Genomic DNA, 15,073 nt, shown 5'->3' on the forward strand with positions numbered 1-15,073 from the left:
ACGTTAAATTAATGAAAGATACAGTAGGTGCTGATGTAGAAGTAAAAGCATCAGGTGGCGTACGTAATTTAGAAGATTTCAATAAAATGGTTGAAGCAGGTGCGACACGTATTGGTGCGAGCGCAGGCGTTCAAATTATGCAAGGTTTAGAAGCAGATTCAGATTACTAATTTTATAAAAAAATATGTAAGCATGGGACATCGTAACCATATATAAGTATGTCGATATCAGCTTTAAGACATCATAAATGCCATGATGATTCTAAGTTAATTTAATAGGGACTTTAACGTTATAACCAATCTATTTAAGAATAATAACATCGCATTGAAATTGTGATATTAAAAATGAAATCGATAGCTTGCTATAATAATTTTCGCTTGTGCTTTTAAAAATGGACTAGAGAAAGCGCAGATGCTTTGTCCTAAGCTTTTTAAGAAAAGGATGATAAAAATGAGAATGATAGACATTATTGAGAAAAAGCGTGACGGTCATACACTAACAACGGAAGAAATTAATTTCTTTATTGACGGCTATGTTAAAGGGGATATTCCTGATTACCAAGCATCAAGTTTAGCAATGGCGATTTATTTCCAAGATATGAATGATGATGAGCGTGCAGCATTAACGATGGCTATGGTTAATTCTGGTGATATGATAGATTTGAGTGATATTAAAGGTGTCAAAGTAGATAAGCACTCAACAGGTGGTGTAGGAGATACAACTACATTGGTTTTAGCACCATTAGTAGCAGCTGTAGATGTTCCTGTTGCAAAAATGAGTGGGCGTGGATTAGGTCATACAGGTGGTACGATTGATAAATTAGAAGCAATTGATGGTTTTCATGTTGAAATAGATGAAGCAACATTTGTGAAATTGGTTAATGAAAATAAAGTGGCAGTTGTAGGACAATCAGGAAATTTAACTCCTGCAGACAAAAAATTATATGCCTTAAGGGATGTTACTGGTACTGTCAATTCAATACCATTAATTGCCTCTTCAATTATGAGTAAAAAGATTGCTGCTGGTGCAGATGCAATTGTATTAGATGTAAAAACTGGTAGCGGTGCATTTATGAAAACATTAGAAGATGCTGAAGCATTAGCGCACGCAATGGTACGTATTGGTAATAATGTGGGACGTAATACGATGGCGATTATTTCTGATATGAATCAGCCACTTGGACGTGCGATTGGCAATGCGCTTGAGTTACAAGAAGCAATTGATACGTTGAAAGGACAAGGTCCGAAAGATTTAACAGAACTTGTATTAACATTAGGTTCTCAAATGGTTGTACTTGCAAACAAAGCTGAAACGCTTGAAGAAGCGAGAGCGTTGCTAATTGAGGCAATTAATTCAGGTGCAGCATTAGAAAAATTCAAAACATTTATTAAAAACCAAGGTGGCGACGAAACTGTTATTGACCATCCAGAGCGTTTGCCACAAGCTCAATATCAAATTGAATATAAAGCTAAAAAATCAGGTTATGTGACTGAATTAGTCTCTAACGATATAGGTGTCGCTTCGATGATGTTAGGAGCGGGACGTTTAACAAAAGAGGATGATATTGATTTAGCGGTTGGTATTGTTTTAAATAAAAAAATTGGTGATAAAGTAGAAGAAGGAGAATCATTATTAACGATTCACAGTAATCGCCAAGATGTAGACGATGTTGTTAAAAAATTAGATTCAAGCATAACAATTGCTGATCATGTTGTATCGCCTACATTAATTCATAAAATCATTATAGAATAGGAGTTGAAGCTGATTGAACATACTAAGATATTTATTAGGAATAGGTTTTAGTGTAATAGGTGTATTGCATTTTACACGAGAACGACAATTTAGAAATATCATACCGAAATGTTTGCCACTTCGAAAAACAGCGGTTCTTGTTACAGGAATCTTTGAGATATTATTTGGACTTGCACTTTTAATTAAAAGACCATCTCAATGCTTGAAAAATACAATCAATCTATTCTTGCTAGCTGTATTCCCAGCTAATATCTATATGGCAGTTAAAAAGTTACCTTTAGGAGATAAACAATTGCCAACATGGCAACTATATTTAAGGTTACCTATGCAGTTCGTGTTAATGGGACTAATTAAGAAATTATAGTGGTTCTCAAATAAATCGGACAAATGTTAAAGATTTTACTTTTTCATTTGTTCGATTTTTTGACTTTGAAGCATAATAAAAAGCAGTTGGACAATGGCGATTGTAACATCATTGTTCGACTGCTTTTCTGATTAACTTGATTGACTAAGATTTATTTTCCTGTACCGAAAACATCATGCCATTCGTTTCGTTTGTCTAGAAATGCTTGAGCGATAGTTTTAGCACCTTCTAATGAATGACTTGCTGCCCAGCCACATTGTACTTCATTACAAGCAGGCACTTCAGTAGCATTTAGCACATCATTTAAAGTTGCTTCAACAATATTTAATACATCATCATAATTATCATGATTAATAAATGATACATAGAAACCAGTTTGGCAACCCATAGGACTTAAATCAACAACTTTGTCACTATGATTTCTAATATTTTCAGCCATTAAATGTTCTAATGAATGTAGTCCGGGCATATCCATATGTTCTTTGTTTGGTTGTTTGAAACGAATGTCGTATTTGTGAATGACATCTCCGTTTAATCCTTCCATCGTTCCCGCTAATCTAATAAATGGGGCAACCACCTTAGTATGATCTAAATTGAAACTTTCAACATTCATTTTTGTCATTTTGAATTTCCTCCTATTAACTACTCAAAACTATAAAACGCTTATGATTTGTTGCATTATAAAACTTAAGTTTGTTGTAAGTTGTGTTTCTAACAATACTTAAATTGTAACAATAGGGCTTATGTTTTACAATTTGAAACTGTTTTATAAATTTATGAAAGGCTTTTAGTTATTAGAAAATTTTGTAAATAAAGAAAAACTAGATGACATCATGAGATAAAACCGATAGAATAAGTAATAATTCATTTTGAAAGAACAAAATATTGTGGATGATTAAAATGAGTGTAGGGTAAAAGGGAGATAGTAAAAAATGAGTGAAAAACAACAAATTCTCGATTATATAGAAACAAATAAATATAGTTATATCGAAATCAGTCATAGAATTCATGAACGTCCTGAACTTGGTAATGAAGAAATATTTGCGTCTCGAACTTTAATAGATCGTTTGAAAGAACATGATTTTGAAATTGAAACCGAGATTGCTGGACATGCAACTGGGTTTATAGCGACATATGATTCGGGTCTTGACGGGCCAGCTATAGGTTTTTTAGCAGAATACGATGCTTTGCCAGGATTGGGTCATGCTTGTGGTCATAATATCATTGGAACTGCAAGTGTGCTTGGTGCAATTGGTTTGAAGCAAGTGATTGACCAAATTGGTGGTAAAGTAGTCGTTCTCGGATGTCCAGCTGAAGAAGGTGGGGAAAATGGTAGCGCTAAAGCTTCTTATGTCAAGGCTGGTGTGATTGATCAAATAGACATTGCCTTAATGATTCATCCGGGAAATGAAACTTATAAAACGATTGATACTTTGGCAGTGGATGTTTTAGATGTTAAATTTTACGGAAAAAGTGCTCATGCCTCTGAAAATGCAGATGAAGCGTTAAATGCATTAGACGCTATGATTAGTTATTTTAATGGTGTAGCACAACTACGACAACATATTAAAAAAGATCAACGTGTGCATGGTGTGATTTTAGATGGCGGGAAAGCAGCTAATATTATTCCAGACTATACACATGCTCGTTTTTATACTAGAGCAATGACGCGTAAAGAATTGGATATATTAACAGAAAAAGTAAATCAAATCGCACGTGGAGCTGCGATACAGACTGGTTGTGATTATGAATTTGGTCCAATTCAAAACGGTGTGAATGAATTCATTAAAACGCCGAAATTAGATGATTTATTTGCTAAATATGCTGAAGAAGTTGGTGAAGCAGTTATTGATGATGATTTTGGTTATGGCTCTACGGATACAGGGAACGTAAGTCATGTTGTGCCAACAATACATCCTCATATTAAAATAGGATCACGTAATTTAGTAGGACATACGCATAGATTTAGAGAAGCGGCTGCGAGTGTACATGGTGATGAAGCATTAATTAAAGGTGCTAAAATAATGGCGTTGATGGGGTTAGAGTTAATTACAAATCAAGACGTTTATCAAGACATTATTGAAGAGCATGCGCATTTGAAAGGGAATGGGAAGTAATGACAAATAATGGTAATGAGCCGAACTTAACGTTAAGTGATTTATATGACAAAGATGTTGTCTATACGTCAAGACCTTCGTATATATCGAATCCATGGTTGAAACCGGACGAACATCAATCTAATTTTTTAACTGGTAGGGAGTTATTAATAGCAAATCAATTACCTGTTATTGTTCACGAAGCTAGTGCGACAGACAAATTGCATCAGCTATTTCAAGTTATTGGTAAGGAAGTACCGAACTCAATTTATACATTTAACAATCAGCAATCTTACGAAAACTTGATCAAACAATTGGCACATAAGGAAAATAAAAAGATTTATTTTCAATATATTCATGATGAAACAATCTTGAATCAGCAATATTATGCATTAGATAAAACGTTATTTGTTGCTTTAAATAATAAAGCAAGAATACCTGAATGGACAAATGGGAAGTTTTTACCAAAAAGAAAAGTTGTAAAAATTGAGCAATTCGAAAACGAGATTAAGAATTGGGAATTCCCGTTAGTAATTAAGCCGGGAGATGATCTTCCGACAGCAGGTGGCTATGGCGTTATGATTTGTTATCATGATGCAGATTTACAAAAAGCGATAACGCGTATTAAAGAGGCAACTGCTGAAACGAATTCGCTTATTATCGAACAGAAGATTGAAGAAAAAGCGAATTATTGCGTTCAGTTTGCATACTCGGAATCGCTAGGCATTCAATATCTTGGTGCGGCAACGCAATTAACGGATAAGTACGGATTTTATAACGGAAATGAAAATACTACTAATGTACCAGAGCACGTTATAGAAGCAGGTAGACAAATTATGGAAAACGGTGTGAATCAAGGATTCTTTGGTGTAGCTGGTTTTGACCTACTCGTCGATGAGGATGATAACGTTTATGCGATTGATTTAAACTTTAGACAAAATGGTTCAACGAGCATGTTATTACTTGCTAACGAGTTGAATTCAGGATATCAAAAGTTTTATAGTTATCATTCAAAAGGTGATAACACACATTTCTTCAATACGATTTTGAAATATGTCAAAGAAGGTAGTTTATACCCGTTATCTTATTATGATGGTGATTGGTACGGTGAAGATAAAGTTAAATCAAGGTTTGGCTGTATTTGGCATGGTGATTCAAAAGAAACAGTACTGGAGAATGAACGCGCATTTTTAGCTGAACTTGAACACTATTAGAGTTCGGAACATAAGGCGCTACAATGTTGTGTTGCCAGTAGTTGACTGAATATGCGTTTGTAACAAGCTTTTTTCGATTCTAGTCAACAGTAATTAAATTTATGATATGGCAATACTTTGTAATACTAATATTAAATGGCGACTTTTATTTCACTATGTTATAAGAGTTGCCATTTTGTTGATAAAGGTATACTAAAGGTTATCGTTTTGAAATTTTTAGTAACTAGATATGTTTCGTGTTATAGACCGAATTTGTGTATACGTAAAATTTAATGCTATTGAATTTTTAAAATGAAAAACATGACATTAAATTGAATTCATAATATGTCTAATTGACTAACTTGTTGGAGTCATTTACTATTTTATGTATGACATATTTTAAAAAGTGAGGGTCAAGCATGTCTTATAAAGCATATCCATTCTTTAGAGATATATTAATAAATGAATGTATTTATTTCGCCTCTAAAAATAAAAAACTAGTACGCCTAAATTATAAAAGTGAAGCGTATGTAGGCGTTTGGACAGAAGAAAGTGTGGCCGTATCATTTTTAACAAGTCGTGATATTCCATTTGATAAAGTTGTAAAAATGGACGTTGATCGTTTTGCTACTTATGAATTAGATGAATTGTTTGATGAACAAGACCATATTATTATGAATCAAACAATGGAAGAAGAAGGGCATCTACTAAACGTTGTAGCTGTTACACAAGAAGTGATGACGGAATTAGATAAAATTAGAATCAAAGAATTTGTCCAAGATGTAGCGAAATATGATGAAGTATACGGCTTAACTAAAAAAGGTAGTAAGCAGTTTATTCTCATTAGTGAAAATGATAGCGACGAAAAAAAGCCGCATATTATGCCTGTATGGAGTATTAAAAACAGAGCGTTAAAAGTTCGAGATGAAGATTTTGAAGAGTGTGATTTAATTACGATTGAAGGTTCTGTTTTCGGAGAATGGCTAGATGAACTTAGAGATGATCATAAAGCCGTTGCGATAGATTTAAAAACTGGCGTGGTTGGTACAATTGTTTCAGCGCAAAAATTGTCTAATGAACTTACATTTTAATTGAATTGAGTTGTAAGTAATTAAGTGATAATAAATGGAACAATACGTATTCCAAAACACGTAGACCATAAAATAAAAGGCCATTTATATAGCGTTTATTTAAAACAACGCGCATATAAATGGTCTTTTTCTATTTTTCTAAATATAATGCACCAATAGCACCTGAAAATGCGCCGTTTTCAACATAGTACGGTTTGCAACCGCGTAACACAGTATAATCTTCCACAACTTTGCGTAATAAAGCGTTATTATGAAATGAAGAACCGATATAAACGATATTTTCAGTTTTAAATTCACGTGCAACAGTAATGGCCATTGTCGTAACAACTTCGCCAACGACACCAATAACGGCTGCTAATTTATTGCTAGGTGTAAAATCAGCATCTAAATGATGTAGTACATGACCAAAATTAGCTGCTGTTAAATCACCGGGAATGGGTGGTTCGGTATCTTTATAAATATGTCTAACCTTTAAATCGATAGTGTTACGATCACCGTGTTGTGCCATGTCAGTTAACTGTTTATAATCAGTGATTTGACTTAGTAAATAACCGAGTCCTTGAATCATGCCTCCACCTGTACCGATACCGCCTACACGACGTTGTGATTGGCCGTCGAAATAATGTAGTGACGTACCGGTACCAACATTTGCAAAAATATAATCTGCTAAGTCATGGCCTTGCTCTTTTAACAAAATACCTAGTCCTTGAGATGCAGCATCAAACTCTACAAAAATTTGTGCAGGAATGTTGATGTTTTCAGCAATGACACCTGCATTACCTCCAGTTAAGCATAATTTTTCAATTTGCTGTTGGTTTAACCATTCCACAACTTGATCAATATTTTTAGTTAATTCAGTTTTAAAAGTACGTTGGTTATCTTGCTCTTGAACGATTTTAATTAGTGTACCGCCAGCGTCAATGCCAACTTTCATAAGATTCCCACCTCATTATTAATGTCTATCCTTAAATAATAGTATAGTAAAATGACTAAAAAACAAGTAATAATAGTAATTATTAACAAATTTGATGCCATTGTATTTCAACATTGTAAGCGTATCGCAATTAATGTATTACAAACGTAGACGTTAAGTTATATATATTATTTTCTAGGAATTTTGAAGTTGTATAGGATTGTTAGTTAGTGACGCAATATTAAAAGTAGTTCGTACGCAGTGTATTTGTAACTCTCTGATTAAAATGATAAGTAATGAGGAATAGTACATTAATTTTGAAATTTAAAAAATATAAATAAGTAATTTATTTAACTTAGAGCAAATAATGGTATCGTAGTGAAATAATAGGTAAAATAATATGGGGATTCATGCTTCATATATAAAAAGATAGGGGTTAAATATATGGCTAAAGAACTTTGTTTTGAAGGTATCACTTTAAAAGCATTTGATGAACAATATCGTTCAGCAATTAATGATTTTGACTTGAATGAAAGACAACAAATATATTCATCTTTACCTAAAGAAGTTATTGATGATGCAATTAATGATGCTGATAGGATTGCTAACGTAGCAATAAACGATAAAAATGAAGTGGTGGGCTTTTTTGTATTACATCGTTACTATCAGCATGAAGGTTATGATACACCTGAAAATGTCGTTTATATTCGTTCATTATCGATTAATGAAAAATATCAAGGTTTTGGATATGGCACGAAAATAATGATGTCATTGCCGCAATATGTTCAAGGTGTATTTCCTGATTTTAATCATCTATATCTAGTAGTAGATGCGGAAAATGACAATGCTTGGAACCTATACGAACGTGCTGGATTCATGCATACAGCGACTAAAGAAGAAGGACCAATTGGCAAAGAACGACTATATTACTTGGACTTAGATTCAAAACATGTTTCGTCATTAAAGCTTGAAGAAGAAAGTCGTTCAGAAGTGACCAATGTACATATCATTAATTTAATGATTGATGGCCAAAAGGTTGGCTTTATCGCATTGGAGCAGATTGGTGAACGCATGAACATTGCTGCTATTGAAGTGGATAAATCATATCGCTTTAATGGTATTGGTTCAAGTGCTCTGCGACAATTGCCAACTTACTTAAGAAAAAACTATGACAACCTTAATGTGATTACGATGATTCTGTTTGGAGAGAATAATGATTTTAAACCATTATGTTTAAATAGTAATTTCGTTGAAATCGAACAAACTGATGATTATGTCGTTTTCGAAAAATATTTAAATTACTAACAGTGATTGCGAAATATGATATTGTCATTTATAATTTAGTTTTGTTACTATATATAAATGAATTCAGACGTATAAATTTAGATTATATCCTTCGAAAGGAAGTATTGGGCAATGAAAATTCAAGATTATACAAAACAAATGGTTGATGAAAAATCATTTATTGATATGGCTTATACATTATTGAATGATAAAGGCGAAACAATGAACTTATATGATATCATCGATGAATTTAGAGCGTTAGGTGATTATGAGTACGAAGAAATTGAAAATCGTGTTGTACAATTTTACACGGATTTAAACACAGATGGTCGTTTTTTAAATGTTGGAGAAAATTTATGGGGATTACGTGATTGGTATTCGGTAGATGATATTGAAGAGAAAATCGCACCAACTATTCAAAAATTCGATATTCTGGATGCAGATGATGAAGAAGATCAAAACTTAAAATTATTGGGCGAAGATGAAATGGATGACGACGATGATATTCCAGCTCAAACAGATGATCAAGAAGAACTAAATGATCCAGAAGATGAGCAGGTTGAAGAAGAAATCAATCATTCGGATATAGTCATTGAAGAAGATGAAGATGAACTAGACGAAGACGAAGAAGTGTTTGAAGACGAAGAAGACTTCAACGATTAATTTTTTGTTTGACTTTTAGTTGAAAGATGATAAAATTTTATTCGGGCTCCTTTAAATAGGACACGTGTATAAAATTTATACGCTCCCCTTACAGAATTTGTGAGAGGGAGCGTTTTTTTATTTAATTGAGTAAATCAAGAAATGATAACGCAAAAATCAAAGTTGTAAATGATATACATAGTGACATAGCAGTATGGAAACGGTAAGTAAACAGAATTTAATTTTGTCGAATTCGACAAATAAACAACTTGAATGAGCTTGCTTTAATGTTATGTTTTACGTGATTTTTACAATTGATGAGGAAGCATTCCCTTTAATAATTAGGAGGTCAAGACATGACAAAATTTATTTTTGTAACAGGTGGCGTAGTTTCATCATTAGGGAAGGGTATTACAGCATCTTCTCTAGGTAGATTATTAAAAGATAGAGGTCTAAATGTAACAATTCAAAAATTCGATCCATACTTAAATGTTGACCCAGGTACAATGAGTCCTTATCAACATGGTGAAGTATTCGTAACGGATGATGGTGCAGAAACAGACCTAGACTTAGGACATTACGAAAGATTTATTGATATTAATTTAAACAAGTTTTCAAATGTGACAGCCGGTAAAGTGTATTCACACGTATTGAAAAAAGAACGTCGTGGTGATTACTTAGGTGGAACAGTTCAAGTTATTCCGCATATTACAAATGAAATTAAAGAACGTTTACTACTTGCAGGGGAAAGTACGAATGCAGACGTTGTTATCACTGAAATTGGCGGTACAACAGGTGATATTGAGTCATTACCGTTTATTGAAGCGATTCGTCAAATTCGTAGCGATTTAGGTAGAGAAAATGTTATGTATGTTCACTGTACATTACTGCCTTATATTAAAGCTGCTGGAGAAATGAAAACGAAGCCAACACAACATAGTGTTAAAGAATTACGAGGCTTAGGTATTCAACCAGACTTAATCGTTGTAAGAACTGAATATGAAATGACACAAGATTTAAAAGATAAAATTGCATTATTCTGTGACATTAATAAAGAAAGTGTTATTGAATGTCGTGATGCAGACTCTTTATACGAAATTCCATTACAATTAAGCCAACAAAATATGGATGATATCGTTATTAAACGTTTACAATTAAACGCGAAATATGAAACACAGCTTGATGAATGGAAACAGTTGTTAGATATCGTTAATAATTTAGATGGTAAAATTACAATTGGTTTAGTAGGTAAATATGTTAGCTTACAAGATGCATATTTATCAGTTGTTGAATCATTGAAACATGCTGGATATCCTTTTGCCAAAGATATTGACATTAGATGGATTGATTCAAGTGAAGTAACAGATGAAAATGCAGCCGAATACCTTGCAGATGTCGACGGTATTTTAGTACCAGGTGGATTTGGTTTCCGTGCAAGTGAAGGTAAAATTAGTGCAATTAAGTATGCTAGAGAAAACAATGTACCATTCTTTGGTATTTGTTTAGGAATGCAACTTGCAACAGTTGAATTTTCAAGAAACGTATTAGGCCTTGAAGGCGCACATTCAGCTGAATTAGACCCAGCAACACCATACCCAATTATAGATTTATTACCAGAACAAAAAGATATCGAAGATTTAGGTGGTACATTACGCTTAGGCTTATATCCATGTTCAATTAAAGAAGGCACATTGGCACAAGATGTTTATGGTAAAGCGGAAATTGAAGAAAGACATCGTCATCGTTATGAATTTAATAATGACTATAGAGAACAATTAGAAGCAAATGGTATGGTAATTTCTGGTACAAGTCCAGATGGACGTTTAGTAGAAATGGTAGAGATTCCGACAAATGATTTCTTTATTGCTTGTCAATTCCACCCAGAATTCTTATCTAGACCAAATCGTCCGCACCCGATTTTTAAATCATTTATTGAAGCTTCATTAAAATATCAACAAAATAAATAAATTTGCTAATAAAGGGCTTGGGACATTAAGTTCTTAGGCAATGTAAAAAAGCTGATTTCTATTAATTATTTGATAGAAATCAGCTTTTTTGATATGTATTTTATAATGTACAGCTCGTTGAGCTGCTATTTTCCTTATATTAAGTGCCATTAATACAAAACCTAGCTCTCGTTTAACTTTATTTATTCCTCGAACTGACATTCGAGTGAAACCCAAAATAGCCTTCATAAATCCAAAAACAGGCGCTACATCAATTTTTCTTTGACTATAGATTTTTTCGTTTCTGGTTCAGAAAGCTTTTGATTAATTTGGGCTTTAAAGTATTCCCAATTATAATTCTTCATGATTTTCTTATTGGATTTCGAATTTGGCTTCATGCATTGATGTCTCAAAGAACATGATGAACAGTCATCGCATTCATATAGCTTGAAGTCACGTTTAAAACCATATCTATCATTACGGTATGCATATCTTTTAAAACCTATTCTTTTGTTATTAGGACATATAAATTCATCATTAAGTTCGTCATATTTCCAATTTTGAGTGTTAAAAATGTCACTTTTAAACTTTCTAGTTTTATCTTTAATAAACATGCCATACGTAATAAGTGGCGTTTTATTAAAATCATCTATAATAGCCATATAGTTTTGCTCACTACCATAACCTGCATCAGCTACAATATACTCTGGTAAATAACCGAAGGTATTTTGAATCATTGTTAAAAATGGGATTAATGTTCTAGTATCTGTTTGGTTTTGAAATAGGTCATAGGATAAAACAAATTGAGAATTTGTCGCTATTTGTAAATTGTATCCTGGCTTAAGTTGGCCATTTTTCATATGGTCTTCCTTCATTCTCATAAAAGTTGCATCATGATCAGTTTTAGAAAAACTATTTCTATCTTTAAGAATCGATTTTTGTTCTTCATATTTATTTTTTCTTTCGGAATAATCATCAAATTTCTTTTTGAACTTCTTAATCTCAGTTCTTTTTTTACGGGTCTGTTTTCTAATTTGAGCACAATCTTCGTTCTCAATAGAATGATTTAAATCTTCGATTTCTTTATCTAAATGACTACCAATTAAATCTATTTCTTCTATTGTTAAATCGCTATCTCCATCTTCTTTTATCTCTGGTATTATTTTTTCTTCAACTAAGTCACGATATAATGCTTTTGAATTTTCGTTCAATTTCGATTCGTGATTTTGAATACTTTTCTTCCACACAAATGTATACCTATTGGCATTAGCTTCTACTTTTGTACCATCAATAAAAATTGAATTATCATCAATAAGATTTTACTTTAAACATTGACTATGAAACTGGATAAATAAAGATTCAATTAATGCATCAGTATTAGGATTTACTCTAAAACGATTAATAGTTTTATAAGAAGGTGTTTGATTTTGAGCTAACCACATCATTCGAATACTGTCATGAAGTAATTTCTCTATTCTACGACCAGAAAATACATATTGAGTATATGCATATAAGATGATTTTTAACATCATTTTTGGATGATAGGATGTTGCGCCACGATGATGTCTGAATTCATCGAATTCGCTATCAGGTATCGTTTCAACAATTTCATTAACATATCGTGAAATATCATTTTGAGAGATTCTAACAGAAGTTTCTATTGGTAGTGTAAGTTGTATCATGTTATAATTTTTATACTTAAGGCACCTCGTTAATTTAGTTTATTGGTATTTATTAAATTATACGAAGGGACCCAACACAGAAAATTCATTTTATTGAATTTTACATTTATGTGCAAGTTGGGCAAAGTCTCTTATTTTTTAAAGTATTTAAAAGTAAAATTACATGTTAATACGTAGTATTAATGGCGAGACTCCTGAGGGAGCAGTGCCAGTCGAAGACCGAGGCTGAGACGGCACCCTAGGAAAGCGAAGCCATTCAATACGAAGTATTGTATAAATAGAGAACAGCAGTAAGATATTTTCTAATTGAAAATTATCTTACTGCTGTTTTTTAGGGATTTATGTCCCAGCCTGTTTTCGTATAATTTTAATATTATGTTAGTGACAAGGTATGAAATAACAATAGTGACTTTTATAATTCTAAGTCTCTTGTCATTTCAATCATTTGTGTATAAATGTCATAGTATACATAATTCAATGCCATCGCATGTGGTTGGACAATCTTATCGTAATCTTCGGTGTATACTATAGGTCTTGGTGTAGATAAATCGATAAAATGTACGAGATGATCAGGGAAATCATCTGTTTTAGGTTTGTTGCTTATTAAGACCACATCGATATCTAAGTCGATAAGTTTTTGAATATCTAATGCAACTTGATCATTATAAAATGGTGCGAATAATAATACACGATCAGTTGAGTCAATTTCTTTAAAGTCTTTAATAGCGTCAAGTTTTCGGCTAGATTTTAAACGCTCATCACTATGTAGAATGAAACTTTCGAAAAACTGTAAATCATCATAACCTTTTACATAAACATAACCTTCGCCACCAATTGCTTGAATTAAACATTGGGCGGCCATTTGAATTTCTAAAGATTGTTTTTCTAGCCTATTAAAGATACCTATTAGTTGTGTGTTTAAGATTTTTGACATCTTTATCCTCCAATCTACTTATAAAATATTGTAATTAATGACTACATATTATGCAACGGCTTAAATTGTATAAAAATGTATACGTTTGCATTTAGTATAACTATCGCATTTTTCAAAAAATACACATTTAATCTGCAGTATTTCAATGCATTGACGCTATTTTTTTGATATAATTACTTTGAAAAATACGTGCGTAAGCACTCAAGGAGGAACTTTCATGCCTTTAGTTTCAATGAAAGAAATGTTAATTGATGCAAAAGAAAATGGTTATGCGGTAGGTCAATACAATATTAATAACCTAGAATTCACTCAAGCAATTTTAGAAGCGTCACAAGAAGAAAATGCACCTGTAATTTTAGGTGTTTCTGAAGGTGCTGCTCGTTACATGAGCGGTTTCTACACAATTGTTAAAATGGTTGAAGGGTTAATGCATGACTTAAACATCACTATTCCTGTAGCAATCCATTTAGACCATGGTTCAAGCTTTGAAAAATGTAAAGAAGCTATCGATGCTGGTTTCACATCAGTAATGATCGATGCTTCACACAGCCCATTCGAAGAAAACGTAGCAACAACTAAAAAAGTTGTTGAATACGCTCATGAAAAAGGTGTTTCTGTAGAAGCTGAATTAGGTACTGTTGGTGGACAAGAAGATGATGTTGTAGCAGACGGCATCATTTATGCTGATCCTAAAGAATGTCAAGAACTAGTTGAAAAAACTGGTATTGATGCATTAGCGCCAGCATTAGGTTCAGTTCATGGTCCATACAAAGGTGAACCAAAATTAGGATTTAAAGAAATGGAAGAAATCGGTTTATCTACAGGTTTACCATTAGTATTACACGGTGGTACTGGTATCCCGACTAAAGATATCCAAAAAGCAATTCCATTTGGTACAGCTAAAATTAACGTAAACACTGAAAACCAAATCGCTTCAGCAAAAGCAGTTCGTGACGTTTTAAATAACGACAAAGAAGTTTACGATCCTCGTAAATACTTAGGACCTGCACGTGAAGCTATCAAAGAAACAGTTAAAGGTAAAATTAAAGAGTTCGGTACTTCAAACCGCGCTAAATAATTAATATTTAGTCTTTAAGTTATTAATAACGTAGGGATATTAATTTTAAAAGAAGCAGACAAAATGGTGTTTGCTTCTTTTTTATGTCGTATAAGTAA

Annotated in this window: 12 protein-coding genes and 2 pseudogenes; 10 read left to right on the plus strand and 4 right to left on the minus strand. The window is 32.8% G+C overall.

Features of this window, described 5'->3' with window-relative positions:
• The 3 genes and pseudogenes from IDG64_RS06305 to IDG64_RS06315 all read left to right on the plus strand — a co-directional run.
• Nucleotides 1-170 (plus strand): annotated as a pseudogene (locus IDG64_RS06305) (deoxyribose-phosphate aldolase); the annotation flags it as partial.
• Nucleotides 171-450: 280 nt separating this feature from the next.
• Nucleotides 451-1,752: a pyrimidine-nucleoside phosphorylase gene (locus IDG64_RS06310; protein ID WP_001242310.1), complete on the plus strand. Its 1,302-nt coding sequence runs from the start codon at nucleotides 451-453 to the stop codon at nucleotides 1,750-1,752.
• A 13-nt stretch (nucleotides 1,753-1,765) separates the two neighbouring features.
• A complete protein-coding gene (locus IDG64_RS06315) occupies nucleotides 1,766-2,116 on the plus strand; it encodes a DoxX family protein (RefSeq protein WP_001024035.1) in 351 nt (116 codons plus the stop codon).
• A 151-nt stretch (nucleotides 2,117-2,267) separates the two neighbouring features.
• Here the strand turns inward: IDG64_RS06315 and IDG64_RS06320 are convergent, their stop codons facing one another.
• Complete coding sequence (locus IDG64_RS06320; protein WP_000164421.1) at nucleotides 2,268-2,738, minus strand: S-ribosylhomocysteine lyase; 471 nt, start codon at nucleotides 2,736-2,738, stop codon at nucleotides 2,268-2,270.
• A 310-nt stretch (nucleotides 2,739-3,048) separates the two neighbouring features.
• On the opposite strand from IDG64_RS06320, the gene IDG64_RS06325 reads away from it, so the two are divergent.
• The 3 genes from IDG64_RS06325 (at nucleotide 3,049) to IDG64_RS06335 (ending at nucleotide 6,496) form a co-directional block, all read left to right on the plus strand.
• The gene (locus IDG64_RS06325; protein WP_001291497.1) at nucleotides 3,049-4,233 is read left to right on the plus strand and encodes a M20 family metallopeptidase; all 1,185 of its coding nucleotides are present in this window, start codon (nucleotides 3,049-3,051) and stop codon (nucleotides 4,231-4,233) included.
• Nucleotides 4,233-5,426 (plus strand): L-aspartate--L-methionine ligase LdmS, encoded by a 1,194-nt coding sequence (gene ldmS, locus IDG64_RS06330; protein WP_000183726.1) that lies wholly within the window; start codon nucleotides 4,233-4,235, stop codon nucleotides 5,424-5,426. The genes IDG64_RS06325 and ldmS overlap by 1 nt, the downstream gene beginning before the upstream one ends.
• A 398-nt stretch (nucleotides 5,427-5,824) precedes the next feature.
• Complete coding sequence (locus IDG64_RS06335; protein ID WP_000120549.1) at nucleotides 5,825-6,496, plus strand: DUF2750 domain-containing protein; 672 nt, start codon at nucleotides 5,825-5,827, stop codon at nucleotides 6,494-6,496.
• A gap of 130 nt (nucleotides 6,497-6,626) precedes the next feature.
• On the opposite strand, the gene coaW is transcribed toward IDG64_RS06335, so the two are convergent.
• Nucleotides 6,627-7,430, minus strand: a complete 804-nt coding sequence (gene coaW, locus IDG64_RS06340; protein WP_000862727.1) for a type II pantothenate kinase — start codon at nucleotides 7,428-7,430, stop codon at nucleotides 6,627-6,629.
• Nucleotides 7,431-7,853: 423 nt separating this feature from the next.
• Between coaW and IDG64_RS06345 the strand changes: the two genes are divergently transcribed.
• The 3 genes from IDG64_RS06345 to IDG64_RS06355 all read left to right on the plus strand — a co-directional run bounded on the left by IDG64_RS06345 (nucleotide 7,854) and on the right by IDG64_RS06355 (nucleotide 11,302).
• On the plus strand, nucleotides 7,854-8,714 hold the full coding sequence (locus IDG64_RS06345; protein WP_001040736.1) for a GNAT family N-acetyltransferase: 861 nt from the start codon (nucleotides 7,854-7,856) through the stop codon (nucleotides 8,712-8,714).
• Between the two features lie 111 nt (nucleotides 8,715-8,825).
• Entirely contained in the window at nucleotides 8,826-9,356 is a 531-nt protein-coding gene (rpoE, locus tag IDG64_RS06350) for a DNA-directed RNA polymerase subunit delta (protein ID WP_000701483.1), read from the plus strand.
• A gap of 335 nt (nucleotides 9,357-9,691) precedes the next feature.
• On the plus strand, nucleotides 9,692-11,302 hold the full coding sequence (locus tag IDG64_RS06355) for a CTP synthase (protein WP_000159960.1): 1,611 nt from the start codon (nucleotides 9,692-9,694) through the stop codon (nucleotides 11,300-11,302).
• A 33-nt stretch (nucleotides 11,303-11,335) separates the two neighbouring features.
• On the opposite strand, the pseudogene IDG64_RS06360 reads toward IDG64_RS06355, so the two are convergent.
• A pseudogene (locus tag IDG64_RS06360) lies at nucleotides 11,336-12,963 on the minus strand (IS1182 family transposase).
• A 412-nt stretch (nucleotides 12,964-13,375) separates the two neighbouring features.
• A complete protein-coding gene (locus IDG64_RS06365) occupies nucleotides 13,376-13,897 on the minus strand; it encodes a DUF2529 domain-containing protein (protein WP_000036005.1) in 522 nt (173 codons plus the stop codon).
• A 217-nt stretch (nucleotides 13,898-14,114) separates the two neighbouring features.
• On the opposite strand from IDG64_RS06365, the gene fdaB reads away from it, so the two are divergent.
• On the plus strand, nucleotides 14,115-14,975 hold the full coding sequence (gene fdaB, locus IDG64_RS06370; protein WP_001131841.1) for a class IIb fructose-bisphosphate aldolase FdaB: 861 nt from the start codon (nucleotides 14,115-14,117) through the stop codon (nucleotides 14,973-14,975).
• Nucleotides 14,976-15,073: the final 98 nt, after the last annotated feature.

Source organism: Staphylococcus sp. EG-SA-15, from assembly GCF_017151895.1.
GTDB classification, from domain to species: Bacteria; Bacillota; Bacilli; order Staphylococcales; family Staphylococcaceae; genus Staphylococcus; species Staphylococcus aureus.